This is a genomic window from Mesorhizobium sp. ANAO-SY3R2 (genome assembly GCF_042466635.1).
GTDB lineage: Bacteria > Pseudomonadota > Alphaproteobacteria > Rhizobiales > Rhizobiaceae > Aminobacter.
This window is the reverse complement of sequence record NZ_CP159955.1, coordinates 1,141,330-1,158,962: the sequence shown is the minus strand read 5'-3', so window position 1 is coordinate 1,158,962 and position 17,633 is coordinate 1,141,330. Positions and strand designations below refer to the sequence as shown.

Annotated in this window: 16 protein-coding genes; all 16 read right to left on the bottom strand. The window is 63.5% G+C overall.

The genetic code is table 11. The features are described 5' to 3' along the window. Nucleotides 1–90: 90 nt before the first annotated feature. On the bottom strand, nt 91–387 hold the full coding sequence (locus ABSY17_RS10280; RefSeq protein ID WP_378949966.1) for an AzlD family protein: 297 nt from the start codon (nt 385–387) through the stop codon (nt 91–93). After that, nucleotides 384–1,118: an AzlC family ABC transporter permease gene (locus tag ABSY17_RS10275; protein WP_378949964.1), complete on the bottom strand. Its 735-nt coding sequence runs from the start codon at nt 1,116–1,118 to the stop codon at nt 384–386. Before ABSY17_RS10275 ends, ABSY17_RS10280 begins: the two co-directional genes overlap by 4 nt. 104 nt (nt 1,119–1,222) lie before the next feature. Then, nucleotides 1,223–1,813 (bottom strand): 3'-5' exonuclease, encoded by a 591-nt coding sequence (locus ABSY17_RS10270; protein WP_378949962.1) that lies wholly within the window; start codon nt 1,811–1,813, stop codon nt 1,223–1,225. An 8-nt stretch (nt 1,814–1,821) separates the two neighbouring features. Then, on the bottom strand, nt 1,822–3,978 hold the full coding sequence (ligA, locus tag ABSY17_RS10265; protein ID WP_378949960.1) for an NAD-dependent DNA ligase LigA: 2,157 nt from the start codon (nt 3,976–3,978) through the stop codon (nt 1,822–1,824). A gap of 165 nt (nt 3,979–4,143) precedes the next feature. Further along, nucleotides 4,144–4,473: a HigA family addiction module antitoxin gene (locus tag ABSY17_RS10260; RefSeq protein WP_378949958.1), complete on the bottom strand. Its 330-nt coding sequence runs from the start codon at nt 4,471–4,473 to the stop codon at nt 4,144–4,146. Between the two features lie 9 nt (nt 4,474–4,482). After that, complete coding sequence (locus ABSY17_RS10255; protein ID WP_378949956.1) at nt 4,483–4,758, bottom strand: type II toxin-antitoxin system RelE/ParE family toxin; 276 nt, start codon at nt 4,756–4,758, stop codon at nt 4,483–4,485. A 79-nt stretch (nt 4,759–4,837) separates the two neighbouring features. After that, nucleotides 4,838–6,517: a DNA repair protein RecN gene (recN, locus tag ABSY17_RS10250; protein ID WP_378949954.1), complete on the bottom strand. Its 1,680-nt coding sequence runs from the start codon at nt 6,515–6,517 to the stop codon at nt 4,838–4,840. A gap of 9 nt (nt 6,518–6,526) precedes the next feature. Continuing rightward, nucleotides 6,527–7,396 carry an outer membrane protein assembly factor BamD gene (locus tag ABSY17_RS10245; RefSeq protein ID WP_378949952.1) on the bottom strand — a complete coding sequence of 290 codons (870 nt, stop codon included), beginning with the start codon at nt 7,394–7,396 and terminating at the stop codon, nt 6,527–6,529. A gap of 184 nt (nt 7,397–7,580) precedes the next feature. After that, nucleotides 7,581–8,516, bottom strand: a complete 936-nt coding sequence (gene lpxC / locus ABSY17_RS10240) for a UDP-3-O-acyl-N-acetylglucosamine deacetylase (protein WP_378949950.1) — start codon at nt 8,514–8,516, stop codon at nt 7,581–7,583. A gap of 278 nt (nt 8,517–8,794) precedes the next feature. Then, a complete protein-coding gene (ftsZ, locus tag ABSY17_RS10235) occupies nt 8,795–10,489 on the bottom strand; it encodes a cell division protein FtsZ (RefSeq protein WP_378949949.1) in 1,695 nt (564 codons plus the stop codon). A 71-nt stretch (nt 10,490–10,560) separates the two neighbouring features. Continuing rightward, nucleotides 10,561–11,871: a cell division protein FtsA gene (ftsA, locus tag ABSY17_RS10230; protein ID WP_378949947.1), complete on the bottom strand. Its 1,311-nt coding sequence runs from the start codon at nt 11,869–11,871 to the stop codon at nt 10,561–10,563. Beyond that, nucleotides 11,868–12,809: a cell division protein FtsQ/DivIB gene (locus tag ABSY17_RS10225; protein WP_378949945.1), complete on the bottom strand. Its 942-nt coding sequence runs from the start codon at nt 12,807–12,809 to the stop codon at nt 11,868–11,870. The genes ftsA and ABSY17_RS10225 overlap by 4 nt, the downstream gene beginning before the upstream one ends. Beyond that, nucleotides 12,797–13,723 carry a D-alanine--D-alanine ligase gene (locus tag ABSY17_RS10220; protein WP_378949943.1) on the bottom strand — a complete coding sequence of 309 codons (927 nt, stop codon included), beginning with the start codon at nt 13,721–13,723 and terminating at the stop codon, nt 12,797–12,799. Before ABSY17_RS10220 ends, ABSY17_RS10225 begins: the two co-directional genes overlap by 13 nt. Nucleotides 13,724–14,136: 413 nt before the next feature. Further along, nucleotides 14,137–15,105: a UDP-N-acetylmuramate dehydrogenase gene (gene murB / locus ABSY17_RS10215; RefSeq protein ID WP_378949941.1), complete on the bottom strand. Its 969-nt coding sequence runs from the start codon at nt 15,103–15,105 to the stop codon at nt 14,137–14,139. Beyond that, nucleotides 15,102–16,508: a UDP-N-acetylmuramate--L-alanine ligase gene (murC, locus tag ABSY17_RS10210; RefSeq protein ID WP_378949939.1), complete on the bottom strand. Its 1,407-nt coding sequence runs from the start codon at nt 16,506–16,508 to the stop codon at nt 15,102–15,104. The genes murB and murC overlap by 4 nt, the downstream gene beginning before the upstream one ends. Beyond that, nucleotides 16,505–17,632: an undecaprenyldiphospho-muramoylpentapeptide beta-N-acetylglucosaminyltransferase gene (gene murG, locus ABSY17_RS10205; RefSeq protein WP_378949937.1), complete on the bottom strand. Its 1,128-nt coding sequence runs from the start codon at nt 17,630–17,632 to the stop codon at nt 16,505–16,507. Before murG ends, murC begins: the two co-directional genes overlap by 4 nt. Nucleotide 17,633: the final 1 nt, after the last annotated feature.

Here is a 17,633-nt window from a genome sequence, read left to right as displayed (position 1 = left end):
AAGCGCACCGCACCAATGCCCCTCATCCTGAGCCTGTCGAAGGACGCACGACACCACAACAGCGATACAGCGCCAGCGCGGCGGCCCGCCTCAGCCGATGAGATGCCTGAGCGCGATCAGTACCGCGGCTCCGGCGAGGAACATGGTCATCAGACCGCCGCGCAGCGAGACGATCGCCACTGCGGCAAGCGCTGCCAGTTCTGCCGGCCCGGCCGACAGAGCGGCAGGCGCCACAAGCGTAGTCAACACCGCCGCCGGCACCGCATTCAGTCCGGCCTCGACACGCGGATGGATGCGCTCGAAACGCGAGATGACCAGGTGGCCGCCAATGCGCGTCAGATAGGTCGCAACAGCGCCTGCAATGATGATCCAGAGCGTCGTGCTCACGACACCACCTCCACCGTCTCGTCGTCCTTGGCCGCATCTTCGGCACGCAGCGGAAGTGCTGCCGCAAGCAGAACACCCGCCAGAGCACCGATCGAAACATGCCATGGCGACCCGACGAACTTGTAGGCGATCATCGATGCCGCAGCGCTGACGACGACGATCGGCAGCCAGCGCGGGCGTTGGCGGAAGCCCATGACCATGCCGAGGAAATAGATCGGCAGCAGGAAATCGAGGCCGATGGCGTGGGTATCGGGGATCAGGCGGCCGAACAAGGCGCCCAACGCGCTCTCGGCGACCCAGAACACATAGATCGGTATCGCCATGCCCATGTACCAAGCAAAGGTCACCTCCCCGCCTGCCTCGCCCTTGCGCTCGGCTTCGGCATATTGCGGATCGACGAGGAAGAAGTAGGCGACCACCTGCTTCAACAGTGGCCAGTGATCGAAGTACTGGCCGACGGCCGCTGAATAGAGCACATGGCGGAAATTGACGGCGAAGATCGACAGCACGATGAGCCAGGGCGCAACATGCTGGCCGAACAGCTCGATGCCGACCAGCTGACTGGCGCCGCCATAGATCGTGGCGCTCATCAAGGTCGCCTCGCCGACGCTGAAACCATTGTCGACGGCCAGGGCACCGAACAGCACGGCGAAGGGCGCGGATGCGATGACCACCGGCACGCTCAGCCGCACGCCCTGCCAGATTTCAGCCCGGCGCTTGCTGCTCGACATGGTGCCTCCACTTTTTGGAAGGCCTGCATATGTCAGCCGGCTCGGCCTGTCACATCAATTCGCTTGAGCCACGATTCAGCTGCGGTGATGAGCGGTTCCAAAAGTCAGGCGCGCTTCATCGAGCACGGCGAATAGCCGCCGGCATGGATCCGGCCCAGCGTCATGTCGAGCCTGATCGGCAATTCGCGCATCGCAGACACGTTGAAATGTCGCGCCACAGCCAGCGCGACCTCGCCGCAGGCGTGCGCGTCCTCGGCCGCATTGTGGTGGGTGAAAGAGAAGTTGATGTGGCGCGACACCTCGTTGAGGCGGTGCGACGCCAGATGGCTCCACACCTTCTGCGCCATCTTGAGGGTGCAGGCATAATCGATACCAGGACTGGCGACACCGTAGAGCGCATAGGTCGCCCGGATGACGCTCATGTCGAAAGAGGCGTTGTGGGCGATGACCAGCGCGTCGCCGAGATCGTCCTCGAACTCTTCCATGACCTCGGGAAATTCGGCGGCGTCTTCTACGTCTTCGGGGCGGATTCCGTGAATGGCGATGTTGAAGCGCGAAAAGCGCATGTCCTTCGGCCGGATGAGCCGCTCCTCCACGCGGACGACGGCACCATCCTCGATCCAGGCCAGGCCGACCGAGCACGGGCTGCTGCGCTGCTCGTTGGCCGTTTCAAAGTCGATGGCAATTGCACGCATGAATTCAGTCAGCCCGCCTGATTGACCCGCTCGAACCACTGGTCTTCGGAGATGACCTCGATACCCAGCTCGGTTGCGGTCTTGAGCTTCGAGCCAGCGCCGGGGCCTGCCACCACCAGATCGGTCTTCTTCGACACCGAGCCCGCGACCTTGGCGCCTAGTTTCTCGGCCATCGCCTTGGCCTCGTCGCGCGACATCTTCTCGAGCGAGCCGGTGAAGACCACCGTCTTGCCGGACACGGGTGACGAGACGTCGCCGATGCGTTCTTCGTCCAGCGGCGTCACCTCGGCCAGGAGCGCGTCGACCACCTGCCTGTTGTGCTCCTCGGCGAAGAACTCGACCACGGCCTCCGCTACGATCGCACCGATACCGCTCACTGCGGTCAGTTCCTGCCAAGCGGCGTTACCCTTGTCGCCCTTGCCTTCGGGGATGACAGCTTCGCTGCCCGCCTTCCTGAAGGCATCAAAGCTGATGTAGTGGCGCGCCAGCCGCTTGGCGTTGGTCTCGCCGATGTGGCGGATTCCGAGCGCGAACAGGAAGCGGGAGAGTTCCACCTGGCGGCGATCGTCAATAGCCGCAAACAGCTTGCGCGCTGAAGTCACACCGAAGCCTTCGATGTTCTCCAGCTTGGTGAGCGAGCCCTCCTGACGGCGCCTGAGCGTGAAAATGTCAGCAGGCGAACGCACGCGCAGCGCCGGATCCTCGGCGTGGAAGAAGAACTCGATCTGCTTTTCGCCCAAGCCGTCGATGTCGAAGGCATTGCGCGAGACGAAATGGCGAAGCCGTTCGACCGCCTGCGCCGGGCAGATCAGGCCGCCGGTGCAACGGCGCACCACCTCGCCCTCCTCACGCACGGCATGACTGTCGCAGGCCGGGCAGCGGATCGGGAAGACGTAGGGCGTCGCATCCGCCGGGCGCTTTTCCATGACGACGTCGAGGATTTGCGGGATGACATCGCCGGCGCGCTGCACGATCACCGTGTCGCCGATGCGGATGTCGTGCTCCTCGTCGCGGATCGCCTGGCCGCTGTTGCCGATGCCCTTGATGTAGTCCTCGTTGTGCAGCGTGGCATTGGTGACCACCACGCCGCCCACCGTTACAGGCTCAAGCCGCGCCACTGGCGTCAGCGCGCCGGTACGGCCGACCTGAATGTCGATGCCGGTGAGGATGGTCGTCGCCTTCTCGGCCGGGAATTTGTGGGCGATGGCCCAGCGCGGGCTGCGCGAGATGAAGCCGAGACGCTGCTGCAGGTCGAGCCGGTCGACCTTGTAGACGACGCCGTCGATGTCATAACCCAGCGACGCGCGATCAGCCTCGATGAGATGATACTGCGACAAAAGCCCTTCCACGCTGTCGAAAAGCTTCATCAGCGGATTGGTCCTGAAGCCGTAGCTTCTGAAGGCGGCGACCATGCCCATCTGCGTATCGGCGGGCATTTCACTGATCTCGCCCCAGGCATAGGCGAAGAAGCGCAGCGGCCGGCTGGCGGTGATCGATGCGTCGAGCTGGCGCAGGGAACCGGCTGCCGCGTTGCGCGGATTGGCGAAGAGCGGCTTGCCCGCCTCGGCGTTGCGGCGATTGATCTCGGCGAAGTCGGCATGGCTCATATAGACCTCGCCACGCACTTCGAGCACGTCGGGGAAGTCGCCCGACAGCACGTTCGGGATATCGGCCACGGTGCGCGCATTGGGGGTGACGTTTTCGCCTACCTGCCCGTCGCCGCGCGTGGCCGCCGATACCAGCCGACCACGCTCGTAACGCAGCGACAGCGACAGCCCGTCGATCTTAGGTTCCGCGGTGATGGCGATCGGCGTGTCCGCCCCCAGCCTAAGGAAGCGCCTGATGCGGCCGACGAATTCGACCACATCGTCGTCGGCAAAGGCGTTGTCGAGCGACAGCATCGGCACCGCATGGGTGATCTTGCCGAACTTCGCGGAAACCTCGGCCCCTACCCGCTTGGATGGCGAATCCTCGCGGATGAGATGCGGGAAGCGCTGCTCGATGGCGAGGTTGCGCCGGCGCATGGCATCATATGCAGCATCTGTGATCGTCGGCGCGTCTTCAGCATAGTAGCGCCGGTCATGCTCGGCGAGTTCCTCAGCCAGCCGCGCAAGTTCGGCCGCGGCTTCCGCCTCGCTCAGCGATTCGACTGATTTCTCGGACATGATGCGGCTCCGGCTAAATTGCCGGGCCACCATAGTGCAGGATGCGGCTCCTAGGGAGCCGCCCCGACCGAATTCCACGTCAATTCAGCGGGATCGCAAACGCTCCTGACAATCTGCCTAGCCCTACAGTGGTCCGGGCTCAGGGGCGGGCGGGTCGATTTCGCCTCAAGAATGCGGCTGCTTCAGCTCCGATTTTGGCACATAGCGCGATATCTGGATTTCGCCTTCACGCTTGCGGGCTTCAGCAATATCGTAGGTGTTCTGCATGCGCATAAGCGTTTCCATACTGACACCGAACGCCTTTTCGATGCGCAAGCCCATCTCAGGTGACAACGACGAGCGGCCGTTGATGAACGTAGACAAAGCCGCACGGGTAACGCCAAGCGCTTCCGCCGCCGCAGTCACCGACAACTCCATCGGCTCGATGATCTCGGTTCGGACAAAACTCCCTGGATGAGGCGGGCTCTTCAGCCTGAAACCCTGTGTTTCGCTCATAGCCACCTCCTAATGGTAGTCCTCATAGTCGAGGTCGACGATCTCAACGTCGGTCTTGTCTATGAGAAAGGTCAAACGCCAGTTTCGAGTGACGGATAGGCTCCAGGTGCCCTTGCGCTCGCCACCGAGTTGATGCGCCTTCCAGCTTGGGACAGAGCGCAGTTCCTCTTCCCGCTCCATGTCTTGCAGGAAGCCAAGGATGTTGCGGATCTTGTCGACAAATTGTGGCGGAAGCCCGCTCGCATCGTCGGCTTCGAAAAGTCGGCGCAAGCCCTTGTGCTTCACGCTTCGGATTCTCATGCCGTTCAAGATAGGTCAAAGGACTCGAAGTGTAAAGCGACACGCTACACTTGACATCACACCCTCAGGACGCAGCGGCCACCGTATTCTCCCGCAGCAGCCGCTCGGCGGCAGCGCGCGCCTCTTCGGTGATGGTGGCGCCCGAGAGCATGCGGGCGATCTCTTCCTGGCGCGCGGTCCGGTCCATCTCGTGGATGCCGGTGGCGACGCGGTCGGTGTTGCCCTGCTTGGAGATCAGGAAATGCGTGGCAGCGCGTGCGGCAACCTGCGGCGCATGGGTGACCGAAAGCACCTGCACACGGCTGGAAAGCCGCGCCAGCCGCTGGCCGATGGCGTCGGCTACGGCACCGCCGACGCCGGTATCGATCTCATCAAAGACGAGAGTCGGAGCCGAACCGCGGTCGGCCAGCGCCACCTTCAACGCCAGAAGAAAGCGCGACAGCTCGCCGCCGGACGCCACCTTCATCATCGGACCGGGACGTGTTCCCGGATTGGTACGCACCCAGAACTCGACCTGGTCGATGCCTTCCAGCATGCGATTGTCGGCTTCGCTCGAGATCTCGACGATGAATTGCGCCCGCTCGAGCTTCAGTTCGGGCAACTCAGCCATGACCGTCTTGCGCAGCCCCTCGGCCGCCGTCTTGCGCAGTTCGGAGAGGTTGTTGGCAATGCGGTCATAGGTGTCGCGCGTGGCGCGTGCCTGCTGTTCGAGCCCCTGAAGCCGCTCTTCACCCGCATCGAGGTCGGCAAGGTCGGCGACCATGGTGTCGCGCAGCTTGGCGAGATCGTCGACGGCGACATTGTGCTTGCGCGCGGCCGCACGCAGTGCAAACAGCCGCTCCTCCGCCTTTTCAAGGCGCTGGGGGTCATATTCGGTAGCCCGGAGCGCCGCATCGACGCCCGATTGCGTCGCATCGAGCGAGATCATTGCCTCGTCGAGCGACTTCACCACCTCGTCGAGCAGGCCAGGCACCTCGGCTGCCTTGCGCTGCAGGCGGCGCAGCAGGCTCGCCAGTTGCGGCAGCGGCGAGGACGAGCCGGACAGCACGTCCTGCGCATCCTGGATTTCGGAAGCGATCTTTTCGACGCGCATCATCGAGGCGCGCAGTTCGGCAAGCTCGCTCTCCTCCCCCGGCTGCGGATCGAGCTTGGAAAGCTCGGTCACCGAAGCACGCAGATACTCGGCCTCGCGGGCGGCAGCCTCGACGCGGGCGCGGTGACGGGAAAGCTCCTGCTCGGCCGTGCGCCACAGTTTCCAGGCATCAGCAGTGGCACGCGCCTCACCGACATGCCCGCCGAACGAATCGAGCACCTCGCGATGCGCGCCGCCGTCGACAAGAGCGCGGTCGTCATGCTGACCGTGGATCTCGACCAACGCACGGCCGATGTCGCGCATCAAGGTCACGCTGGAGGGCTGGTCGTTGACGAAGACGCGGGTGCGGCCGTCGGCTGTCTGCACCCGGCGCAGAATCACGTCGCCGTCATCCTCGATGGCATTGTCGGCAAGCAGCGCGCGTACCGGGTGGTTGCGCGGCACGTCGAAGACGGCCGTCACCTGCCCCTGGGTCGCGCCATGGCGCACCAGCGAGGCGTCGCCGCGCGCACCGAGCGCGAGCGACAACGCATCGAGAAGAATGGATTTTCCGGCACCAGTCTCGCCAGTCAGCACCGAAAGACCCGGCAAGAAGTCGATGTCCAGCCGTTCAATCAGGACGATATCGCGGATCGACAGGCGCGAGAGCATCGAGTGCGATCAGGCGCCGGTAAACAGCTTCCCGGCCTTGGATATCCACGAGCCGGCATTCTCGCGCGGCTGCAAGCCGTTCGTCTGCAGAAGCTTGTAGGAATCCTTGTACCACTGGCTGTCAGGATAGTTCTGGCCAAGCACGGCGGCCGCCGTCTGCGCTTCTGATGTCAGGCCCATTGCGTAATAGGTCTCGACCAGACGCGCCAGCGCCTCCTCTACGTGACGCGTGTTCGAGTAGTTCTCGACCACGTTGCGGAAGCGCTTGGCCGAAGCGATGAACTCGCGGCGCTCGAGATAGTAACGGCCGATCTGCATTTCCTTGCCGGCGAGCTGGTCGCGGGCGAAGCGGATCTTGACGTTGGCGTCGTCGACATATTCCGACGCGGGCCAGCGCTGGACCACTTCCTGCATCGCCTCGATGGTGCGGCGTGCTTCCTTCTGATCCTGGGTCACGTCGCGGATCTGGCGGAAGTAGCTGAGGCCGATGATGTATTGCGCGTAGGCCGCGTCATCGGTCGAGGGATAGAGCGCGAGATAGCGCTTGGCCGAGTTGATCGCCTCTTCATAGGCGCCCTGGCGATAGCTGGCGAAAGCGCCCATCACCATCGACTTGCGCGCATACTCCGAATAGGGGTGCTGGCGGTCGACGGCCTCGAACTTGCGGCTGGCCTCCTTGAGGCGGCCGGCATTGAGGTTGGCGAGGCCCTGATTGTAGAGCACGTCAGCCGGTTCGGTCTGTTCGACATAGGTCGCCAGATCGACATCGGCCTCGCCCGACATGCAACCGGAAAGTGCGATTGCCGGAACGATGAGCGAAAGCGCCACAGCAAGAGGCTTCACGCGCAATTTCGACCGATCGGCTCGTATCAATGACATCAAGAGTTCCGCCCCTTTGGCGCCGTTTCGCTTTTAGGCAAATGGCCATAGACCACAACTGGCCGTGCCGGGCAACGCTATCGGCAGTCATTCGCGCAATTTTGTGGCGCATGAAGATGCCCGGCATTTTGCCGGGCGAGTGGTGCAACAACATCACACCACCCTTGCCGCACATTGCAGCTGATCAGAGCATCCAGGGCGCGTGAACCGCCGCACTGACGGCCGTGAGTTCGGCGGAGCGGCCGCGCTCGCGACGCGTGGTCTCGACGATTTCGAAGGCCGAGCGATCCTGCAGCAGCCGCCGCAGGGCAGCTGCATTCAGCCTGTGACCACCGCGGTAGGAGCGGAAGCAACCGATGAAGCGCGCGCCGGCCAGCGCCAGGTCACCCATGGCATCCAGCGTCTTGTGGCGAACGAACTCGTTCGAGAAACGCAGGCCTTCCATGTTGATGATGTGATCGTCGTCGCCGATGACCACGGAATTCTCCAGCGACGAGCCGAGCGCATAACCGGCCGCCCACAGGCGTTCTACGTCCTTCATGAAACCGAAGGTGCGGGCGCGGGAGATATCGCGGCGGAACGTTTCGTCACTGATGTCGGCGGCAAAGGACTGGCGGCCGATCGCCGGGCTTTCGAAGTCGATCTCGACCTCGAAGCGCGTACCGGCATAGGGACGGAACTCGGCCCACGACGCGCCGCTTTCGATACGCACCGGCTTGAGCACGCGGATGTAACGGCGCTTGACGTCCTGCACTTCGATGCCGACCTGATCGACGGCTTCAATGAACTGGGCAGCACTACCGTCGAGAATCGGCACTTCGGTGCCTTCGATTTCGATCAAGAGATTGTCGATGCCCAAGCCGAACAGGGCGGCCATCAGATGCTCGATCGTCGCGACATGGAGGCCGGCCGGATCGCCGAGCAAGGTGCAAAGATCGGTTGCACCCACTTCTGACACAATTGCGCGGAACTCTCTGTCGGCAACTTGGAAGACGACGCCCGTGTCGGCGTCAGCCGGAACGAAATGGATCGACACAGGCTTGCCACTATGTACGCCTATCCCTGACAGGCTCACACGTGATTTGAGTGTTGTCTGATAGTCCTGCAAGTCGATCCCCATGTGCCCGTCCGTTTCAGGTCCGCTTCCGACGTCAAGCGCACGGATCTCATCCGTGGCTGCGGGCGGTGTCTCATCCCCAAACACACACCCGAGCAACCTTAATCGGCGCGAAGATAGTCTTCCGGGTGTAAGACTCCAAATCACGGTTTCTTACTCTGTGTAACTGCGAGACCCCATCGAATCGCCCCGCCAACCCCATGATTTGCATATGCTTTTCATGACAAAAGGCGGGCGTCGAGACGCCCGCCTTTCAATCAGTGTTACCGCTCTTTCACAGCTCAATTTGCCTGGCGGCGCAAGAAGGCGGGAATCTCCAGCTGATCGTCATCCTGAGTCCTCGCCTGGGGCGCCAGGCGACCATGCTCGTCGAGCTGTCCGCGGCGCGGCGCGTAGAGCTGCGATTCCTGGCTCGCCATGCGGCGCTGCTCGGGGGCCGGCTGGCGCAGCTTCGGCTCGCGCGGCTGCGCGGGCTGCAGACGCGCCGGCTCTTCCTCGCGGCGGGTCAGACCGCTCGTCAGGCGCTTGAGCAGGCCCATAGGACCGCGATCCTCATGATCGACCGGCTGCGTCTTGGCTTCCACCTCGGCCTTCACCATCGGTGGGAAATCCTCGACGCGCGGCATGCGCTGCTGCACCGGAGCGGACTGAATCACCTCACGCTGGGGTGCCACCTGCTGCGGCTCCACCGGCTGGGGTGCCGGCTGATGAAACTGCTGCGGCTGCGGCTGGTATGCCTGCGGCTGCGGCTGAGCGGGCGGCGCCTGGAACAGCTTGCTCTGCGGGCGGAACTCTTCCGCGGGTGCGGCAGGACGCGGCTGGGCCATGACGGGTGCGCTGACTTCGGCAAGACGGATAGCCTCGGCGATCGGGTCATGGGCGCGCACTTCCATGCGCGGCTGCTCCTGCACGGCGATCTGCGGCTGTGCCGGGCGAATATCAGCCACCGGACGCGGAGCCGGCTTCGGCGCCTGACGGATGGTCAGCGGCGCGGAAGCCATGTCGGCCGCCGTCTTGTCGATGCCGGTGGCAACCACCGACACGCGGATGACGCCCTCGAGGTCTTCGTCGAAGGTGGCGCCGAGGATGATGTTGGCGTCCTGGTCGACTTCCTCGCGGATGCGGGTCGCGGCTTCGTCGACTTCGAACAGCGTCAGGTCGCGGCCACCGGTGATCGAGATCAGCAGGCCCTTCGCACCCTTCATCGAGGTCTCGTCCAGCAGCGGGTTGGCGATCGCAGCTTCCGCCGCGGCCATCGCACGGCCCTCGCCCGAGGCTTCGCCGGTGCCCATCATCGCCTTGCCCATCTCGCGCATCACCGAGCGGACGTCGGCGAAGTCGAGGTTGATCAGGCCTTCCTTAACCATCAGGTCGGTGATGCAGGCGACGCCCGAATAGAGCACCTGGTCGGCCATGGCGAAGGCGTCCGCGAAGGTCGTCTTGTCATTGGCGAGACGGAACAAGTTCTGATTCGGGATGACGATCAGGGTATCGACGCACTTCTGCAGCTCTTCGATGCCCATGTCGGCCGTCTTCATGCGGCGCTGGCCCTCGAAGTGGAACGGCTTGGTGACGACGCCGACGGTCAGGATGCCCTTTTCGCGTGCCGCGCGGGCAACGACCGGGGCAGCACCCGTGCCGGTGCCGCCGCCCATGCCGGCGGTGACAAAGCACATGTGGGTGTTCGACAGGTGATCGATGATCTCGTCGATGCACTCCTCGGCGGCGGCGCGACCGACTTCCGGCTGCGAACCCGCGCCGAGGCCTTCGGTGACATGCGCGCCGAGCTGGATGAGGCGCTCGGCCTTCGACATGGTCAGCGCCTGAGCGTCGGTGTTGGCCACCACGAACTCGACGCCGCGCAGGCCGGCCGTGATCATGTTGTTGACGGCGTTGCCGCCGCCGCCACCGACGCCGAACACGGTGATGCGTGGCTTCAGCTCAGTGATGTCCGGCTTCTGCAGATTGATCGTCATTGTCCTCGTCCTTTTTGCCTTTCGAGCCGCTTCGCCGTCGCGGCCGTCTAAGGGGTTGCCCCCGTCAATTCCTAGAAACTGTCTCTCAACCACTGACTCATGCGATGCAGTTTTCCGCCCGTTCCGGTTGCCCGGTAGCGGGAAATACCATTCGCCGAATGGCTCTCGATGCCAGCCATTTGCGGATAGATGAGAAGCCCGACCGCGGTCGCGAAGGCAGGCCCCTTTGCCGCCTCGGGCAGGCCAGCGACGCCGAGCGGCCGGCCAATGCGTACATTGCGACCGAGAATGCGGCGCGCAGCTTCCGGCAGGCCCACCAGTTGACTGGCGCCGCCCGTCAGCACGACGCGCTTGCCGATCGCATTGCCGTAACCAGACTTGTTGAGCCGATCGCGCAGGAGTTCGAGCGTCTCGTCGATGCGCGCGCGAATGATGCGCGTCATCACCGAACGAGGGATCTGCAGCGGTACTTCGTTTTCGTCGACGCCGATGGGCTGGATGCTGATCAGGTCGCGATCGTCGGCGCTGCCGGGCAACGCCGAGCCGTGCATGACCTTCAGCCGCTCGGCATCGTCGAGACGCGTCGACAGGCCCTTGGCAAGATCCATGGTGACGTGGTTGCCGCCGACCGGAATGGCGTCGGCATGAACGAAGCGCCCCTCGGAGAAGACCGACAAGGTGGTCGTGCCGCCGCCCATGTCGATGCAGGCCGCACCCATTTCCAGTTCGTCATCGACCAATGCCGCGAGGCCGCTGGCGTAGGGCGTCGCAACCATATGCTCCACCGACAGGTGCGAGCGATTGATGCAGAGTTCGAGATTGCGCAGCGGCGCGGAATCGCCGGTCAGCACATGCATGTCGACGCCGAGCATATCGCCGACCATGCCGCGCGGGTCGCGCACGCCGCGTTCGGCATCCAGCGAAAAGGCGACGGGCAGCGAATGAATGACCTCGCGCTCAGCCTTGAGCGCCTGCTTGGCACCTGCCGACAACACGCGCTTGACGTCGGCTTCCTCGACCTCGTGGCCGCCAAGATTGATCGTCGCCGTAAAGGCCTCGCTCTTGATGCGACCGGCCGACAGATTGACGATCAACGAGTCGGCCGTCAGCCCGGCCATGCGCTCGGCTGCATCCACGGCAAGCCGGATGGCATGTTCGGCGCGGTCGAGATCAACGACCACGCCGGACTTCACGCCCTGCGATTTCTGATGACCGATGCCGATGACCTGGGCCTGGTGCGTGCGCCCCTTGAGCAACTGGCTGCCTTCGGTGGGCTTGAGCTTGGCCACCACGCAGCAGACCTTGTTCGAGCCGACATCGAGCACCGTGAGGATGCCCGAGCGGCGCGACGCAGGATCTTTTTGTCCGCCCAGCCAGCTCATGTTCTCTTCTCCGTCGTCGCCTTGACGACCTTTGGCTTCGCGCTGAGCTCGGCCTGGCGACGCTCCATCGCCTCCGGCGTCAGCTGCACCACCAGCCTGTCGGTGAACCGCATATCCACTGTCGAGATATCACGACCCAAAAGCGCATCCTGGCGATCGAGCGCGACAAGCTCGGCAAGTGCCAAATCGACGTGATTCTCCGGCAACTTGACCGTAATGCCGTTGTCGAGACGCAGGTCCCACCGCCGCTCGCCGATGCGAACATAGCCTTTCACCCGCGAAGCCAGCTCCGGATAGGCGCTTACCTTGGCGACGAAATCGGCAGCGCGCTGGCCAGCATCGAAGCCGACGACCAGCGGCAGGACCGCCTGGCGCCCACCGACGAATGGCGCGATCACGCGACCGGACTTCTCCACGACGCTGAGCTCATTGCCGTGCTGCCAGATGGCGAAGGCCTCGCGCTCTTCGACGCGAACTTCAATCGTATTCGGATAGACCTTGCGCACGGCAGCTTCGCGCACCCAGGGCAGGCTGGCGATGCGCACACGCGCCTGATCGGGATCGAAGCCGACCAACGACGTCCAGCCATCGAGTTCCAGCTTGTCGAGGATGTCGATTTCGGACGTCTCGCGATTGCCCGAAACCTTGATCTGATCGACAGCAAAACCACTGCGGGCAGTCACACCCTGCACCATCGCCGGGAAGTGACCGCCAAGATAGGCGCCATACAGGGAGCTTGCAGCAAGGAAGGCCGCCGTCAGCATCGACGCAGCATAGGGCGGCGGCGTGAATTGGCCGCGCCCGAAGCGCGACAGGACACGCACAGGCTTGCGCAGGAACCGCGGCAGCACAAAGCCATCCGCAGACAGGGACAGCCCGAAGATACCCGGCTTTGCGCCGCGCACTCCCCTGCCATATCCCGACCTCAACGCAAGCACGAAGCGTCCTCCACCATCCAACTCAACAATTCACCAAACGAATGCCCCGCCTGCGCGGCAATCTCAGGCACCAGCGACGTCGGCGTCATGCCGGGTTGCGTATTGACCTCCAGCCAGACGACCTCGCCATTCTCCGAATAGCGGTCGTCGTAACGGAAGTCAGACCGGGAGACACCCCGACAGCCAATCGCTTGGTGAGCCTTGAGCGCCAGTGTTTGTATTTTTTGGTAAATATTCGGTGAAACTTTCGCGGGGCATTCGTGCTTTGAGCCGCCGGCGACATATTTTGAATCATAATCGTAGAAGGCGTGCCCCGTCGGAATGATCTCGCAGACGCCGAGCGCGACATCACCCATCACAGCACAGGTCAGCTCGCGCCCATAGACGTAGCGCTCAACCATGACGGTGTCGCCATAGCGCCACTCGGACGACGAGATCACCTGCGGTGGATGCGACTGATCCTCCTTGACGATCACCACGCCAAAGCTTGACCCCTCGGTCACCGGCTTAACCACATAGGGAGGCTTCATCGGATGCTGATTGCCGATCGAAAAACGATCCAAAACCCTGGATTCGGCAACCGGAACACCGACCGCTTTCGCGATCTTCTTCGCCTGCTCCTTGTTCATCGCAAGCGCAGAGGCCAGCACGCCCGAATGCGTGTAGGGAATACCAAGATATTCGAGAATACCCTGGATGGTACCATCCTCGCCGAACGGACCATGCAGCGCATTGAAAGCGACATCCGGCCTGAGATCGGAAAGGACTGCGCCGACATCACGGCCGACATCGACGCGCGTAACCTTGTAGCCAACCTGTTCGAGCGTGTCGGCGCAGGCATTTCCGGACGAAAGGGACACGGGCCGCTCGGACGAGAATCCACCCATCAAGACAGCAACGTGCTTCGACTTCATCCCCGAAAATCCCCTCTCAACCCCAAACACAACACCTTGTTTCCAAAGACGGAATCACTGCCCTCCGGAAGTTGACCCTCCGGATGAAAACGCGGGTTACGCGTCACGCGACTCAAATCAGGAAACGCTTTAGGGCAGAGAATCAGAGACTTGATTCCGTGGCAAGTGCCGATTGGAAATCGTTGCGATTTCATGACGGCATGTGCTTCCGCAAGCCCGCGAAACGACCGCCGGAAACGCATAAATCGGGCCGCAAACAGTCCGTCACGCGGAAGTCGAAGACGTCGCGAAAAATTGTCGCTGCAAATTGGCTTTGCTTGCGCGCGGTCGGCAGCGCCGAGCGCACGCAATGCTTGAAAGGCGGGGCGAAGTCTTAACGAATCCTTAACGCACCCGCAGGGACGCGCTGTGCGCTAAAGCAGCTGCCCAAGAAATTCCTGCACTTCGTGTCCGGGCTTGAAGCGTCCGATGCGCTTGATTTCCCACTGCAGGCGAATGCCGGAATTCTCCAGCACGCGGCTGCGCACGGTCTCGCCGAGATATTCCAGATCGTAGCCGGTGGCGTTGCCGGTGTTGATCATGAAATTGCAGTGCATCGGCGACATCTGCGCCCCACCGATCATCAGGCCGCGGCAGCCAGCCTTGTCGATTTCCTTCCAGGCCGAGGTGCCCTCGGGGTTCTTGAAGGTCGAGCCGCCGGTCTTCTCGCGGATCGGCTGAACCGTCTCGCGATGGTGCTGAACCTCGTCCATCGCCTTCCGGATGGCATCCTTGTCCTCGGCATAGCCCTCGAAGGTGGCCGAGGTGAAGATCAGGTCTGCCGCCGCAGCCGAGTGACGGTAAGCGTAGCCCATGTCGGCGTTCGACAGCACATGCAGGTTGCCGGCGCGGTCGAGCGCCCGAACCTCGATGACGCGCTCGCGCGTCTCGACGCCGTTGGCGCCCGCATTCATGCGCAATGCCCCGCCAATGGCGCCGGGAATACCGTGGTAGAAATGGAAGCCGCCGATGCCTTGTTCATGGGCGAGCGCTGCCACGCGCTTGTCGGGCGTCGCCGCCCCTGCCCTGATCCGCGTCTCGGAAATCGCCTCGGCCTCGCCAAAGCCCTTGGCCGAAAGGCGCACGACGAAGCCAGGAATGCCTCCTTCGCGCACCAAAAGGTTGGAGCCGATGCCGACGACCATGACCGGGATCTCCTGCGGCACAGCCTTCAGGAACGCCGCCAGATCTTCCTCGTCGGCCGGCTGGAACAGCGCGTCGGCAATGCCGCCGGCGCGGAACCAGGTGATCTTCTCCATCTCGGCATTTGCCGTGATGCGCCCGCGCAATGCGGAAAGCCGGTCGCCTAGCTTTGCGATCAGTGCCGCGCCGCCGCCCGTCACGCCCCGCCTCCCGAGAGTTCTCCGGGAAGTGCATAGGCCCACTGGGTGATGTTGCCGGCGCCAAGGAAGACGACGAAGTCGCCTGGCTTTGCCAGATCGCGGACAGCAGGCGCAATCGCCGAGGGTCCCTCGACATAGCGCGCGTCGCGGTGGCCACCGGCACGGATGCGCGACGTCAGCGTCTCGGAGTTCACCCCGTCGATGGCATCCTCGCCCGCGGCATAAACCGGCGCAACCATGACCGTATCGGCGTCGTTGAAGCAGGCGGAGAAATCATCGAACAGATCGCGCAAGCGCGTGAAACGGTGCGGCTGGGCGATGGCGATGACGCGGCCCTTGGTGGCCTCGCGCGCCGCACTGAGCACCGCCTTGATCTCAACCGGATGGTGGCCGTAGTCGTCGAACACCTCGACGCCGTTCCACGAACCGGTATGAGTGAAGCGCCGCTTGACGCCGCCGAACGACGACAGTCCGCGCTTGACCGCCTCCGCGCCGATGCCAAGCTCGGTCGCGACCGCGATGGCTGCGGTGGCATTGGAAACGTTGTGGCGGCCAGGCATCGGCAGGCGCAGGCCTTCGATGACAGTCGAGGACGCCGATTTGCGGTTACGGATGACGACGTCGAAGATCGAGACCGCGCCCTCCATGCGATGGTTGGTGTAGCGCACGTCAGCCTGGGCGTTCTCGCCATAGGTGATGACGCGGCGGTCCTCGATACGGCTGACCAGCGCCTGCACTTCCGGATGATCGGTGCACATGACGCCGAAGCCGTAGAACGGCACATTCTCGACGAACTGGCGGAACGCTTCGCGCACCTTGTCGAAGGTGCCGTAGTGATCGAGATGCTCAGGATCGATATTGGTGATCACCGCGATATCGGCCGGAAGCTTCAGGAAGGTGCCGTCGCTCTCGTCGGCCTCCACCACCATCCACTCGCCCTCGCCCATGCGCGCGTTGGTGCCGTAGGCATTGATGATGCCGCCATTAATGACGGTCGGGTCGAGCCCGCCGGCGTCGAGCAGCGTCGCCACCATCGAGGTCGTGGTCGTCTTGCCGTGGGTTCCGCCGATGGCAACCGCATTGCGGAAGCGCATGAGTTCGGCCAGCATTTCGGCGCGGCGGACGATCGGCAGAAGCTTTTCGCGCGCAGTCTTCAGTTCCGGGTTGGACTTCTTGATCGCGGTCGAGACGACGACAACCTCGGCGTCACCGAGATTTTCGGCCCGGTGGCCAACGAAGCACTCGATGCCCTTCTCGCGCAGGCGCTGCACATTGGCGCTCTCGGACTGGTCGGAGCCCTGCACCTTGTAGCCGAGATTGTGCAGCACTTCGGCGATGCCGCTCATGCCGATGCCGCCAATGCCGATGAAATGCACGAGGCCAATCGTCTGCGGCATCTTCATGCCCGCACCCCCTTCTTGAATTCCGCAACGGGTATTTTCGACGCAATAGCCTCTGCGAGGTCGGCAAGCAACCTTGTGGCGTCCGCTTTGCCGACTGACTTTGCGGCAGATGCCATGCCGGAAAGCCGCTGCGGATCGCTCATCGCGCCGGCCAACAGGTCGGCGATGAGTTGTGGCGACAACGTCGCCTGCGTATGCACTTCCGCTCCGCCAGCCTCTGCCAACCTTGCGGCGTTGGCAGCCTGGTCGTGGTCGAGCGCGTGCGGATATGGCACCAGGAATGCCGGCCGGCCGATCACCGCGATCTCGGAAACGGTCGAGGCACCTGAGCGCGAAATCACCAGATGGGCGGCGGCCATGCGCTCAGCCATGTCATTGAAGAACGGCGAGACATCAGCTTCGATGCCGAGCTTGGCATAGGCAGCCTTCACCCGCTCGGCATCCTCCTTGCGCGCCTGCTGGGTCACGCGCAGGCGCCTGCGCTGGGCTTCCTCCAACAGCGCAATCGCGGCCGGAACCGCATCGGAGAAGAACTGCGCGCCCTGGCTGCCGCCGAACACCAGAAGACTGAACCTGTCCGAACCCGTTGAAGCGGCATAGGGCGATTTCGCCGCCTCGATGACGGCGGGCCGCACCGGATTGCCGGTGACCACGATCTTTGCAGCGTTGCTGCCGACATTCTCCGACAGGAAGCCGCCGGCGATCGCGTCGACCTTGCCGCCCAACGCCCTGTTGGCTCGGCCCATCACCGCGTTCTGTTCATGCACCATGGCCGGCACGCCGCGGCGAGTCGCAGCATAGAGCGGCGGCAGCGTCGGATAGCCGCCAAAACCGATCACGACCGCGGGCTTGACCTTGGCGATCACCTGCGAAGCCTCGCGCACGCCGCGCCAGATGCGCCAGAACGCGCGCAGCAGCGAAACCGGGTTCTTCGAGCCGATGGTCGCCGACGAGATCGGATGGATGGCTGCCGCCGGAAACTTGCCGGCGAAACGCTCGGCGCGGTCGTCGGTGGCAAGATGCACCTGCCAGCCGCGCGCGGTCAGTTCGTGCGCCAGCGCCTCGGCCGGAAAGAGATGGCCGCCGGTTCCGCCGGCGGCAAGCATGACAGTTCCCTTGGCCATG

Excerpts from the sequence above, each read along its gene's own strand:
- ABSY17_RS10275 (WP_378949964.1), bottom strand. The coding sequence starts at position 1,118 with ATGTCGAGCAGCAAGCGCCGGGCTGAAATCTGGCAGGGCGTGCGGCTG.
- ABSY17_RS10270 (WP_378949962.1), bottom strand. The coding sequence starts at position 1,813 with ATGCGTGCAATTGCCATCGACTTTGAAACGGCCAACGAGCAGCGCAGC.
- ligA (WP_378949960.1), bottom strand. The coding sequence starts at position 3,978 with ATGTCCGAGAAATCAGTCGAATCGCTGAGCGAGGCGGAAGCCGCGGCC.
- ABSY17_RS10260 (WP_378949958.1), bottom strand. The coding sequence starts at position 4,473 with ATGAGCGAAACACAGGGTTTCAGGCTGAAGAGCCCGCCTCATCCAGGG.
- recN (WP_378949954.1), bottom strand. The coding sequence starts at position 6,517 with ATGCTCTCGCGCCTGTCGATCCGCGATATCGTCCTGATTGAACGGCTG.
- ABSY17_RS10245 (WP_378949952.1), bottom strand. The coding sequence starts at position 7,396 with ATGTCATTGATACGAGCCGATCGGTCGAAATTGCGCGTGAAGCCTCTT.
- lpxC (WP_378949950.1), bottom strand. The coding sequence starts at position 8,516 with ATGGGGATCGACTTGCAGGACTATCAGACAACACTCAAATCACGTGTG.
- ftsZ (WP_378949949.1), bottom strand. The coding sequence starts at position 10,489 with ATGACGATCAATCTGCAGAAGCCGGACATCACTGAGCTGAAGCCACGC.
- ftsA (WP_378949947.1), bottom strand. The coding sequence starts at position 11,871 with ATGAGCTGGCTGGGCGGACAAAAAGATCCTGCGTCGCGCCGCTCGGGC.
- ABSY17_RS10220 (WP_378949943.1), bottom strand. The coding sequence starts at position 13,723 with ATGAAGTCGAAGCACGTTGCTGTCTTGATGGGTGGATTCTCGTCCGAG.
- murC (WP_378949939.1), bottom strand. The coding sequence starts at position 16,508 with ATGAAGATGCCGCAGACGATTGGCCTCGTGCATTTCATCGGCATTGGC.
- murG (WP_378949937.1), bottom strand. The coding sequence starts at position 17,632 with ATGGCCAAGGGAACTGTCATGCTTGCCGCCGGCGGAACCGGCGGCCAT.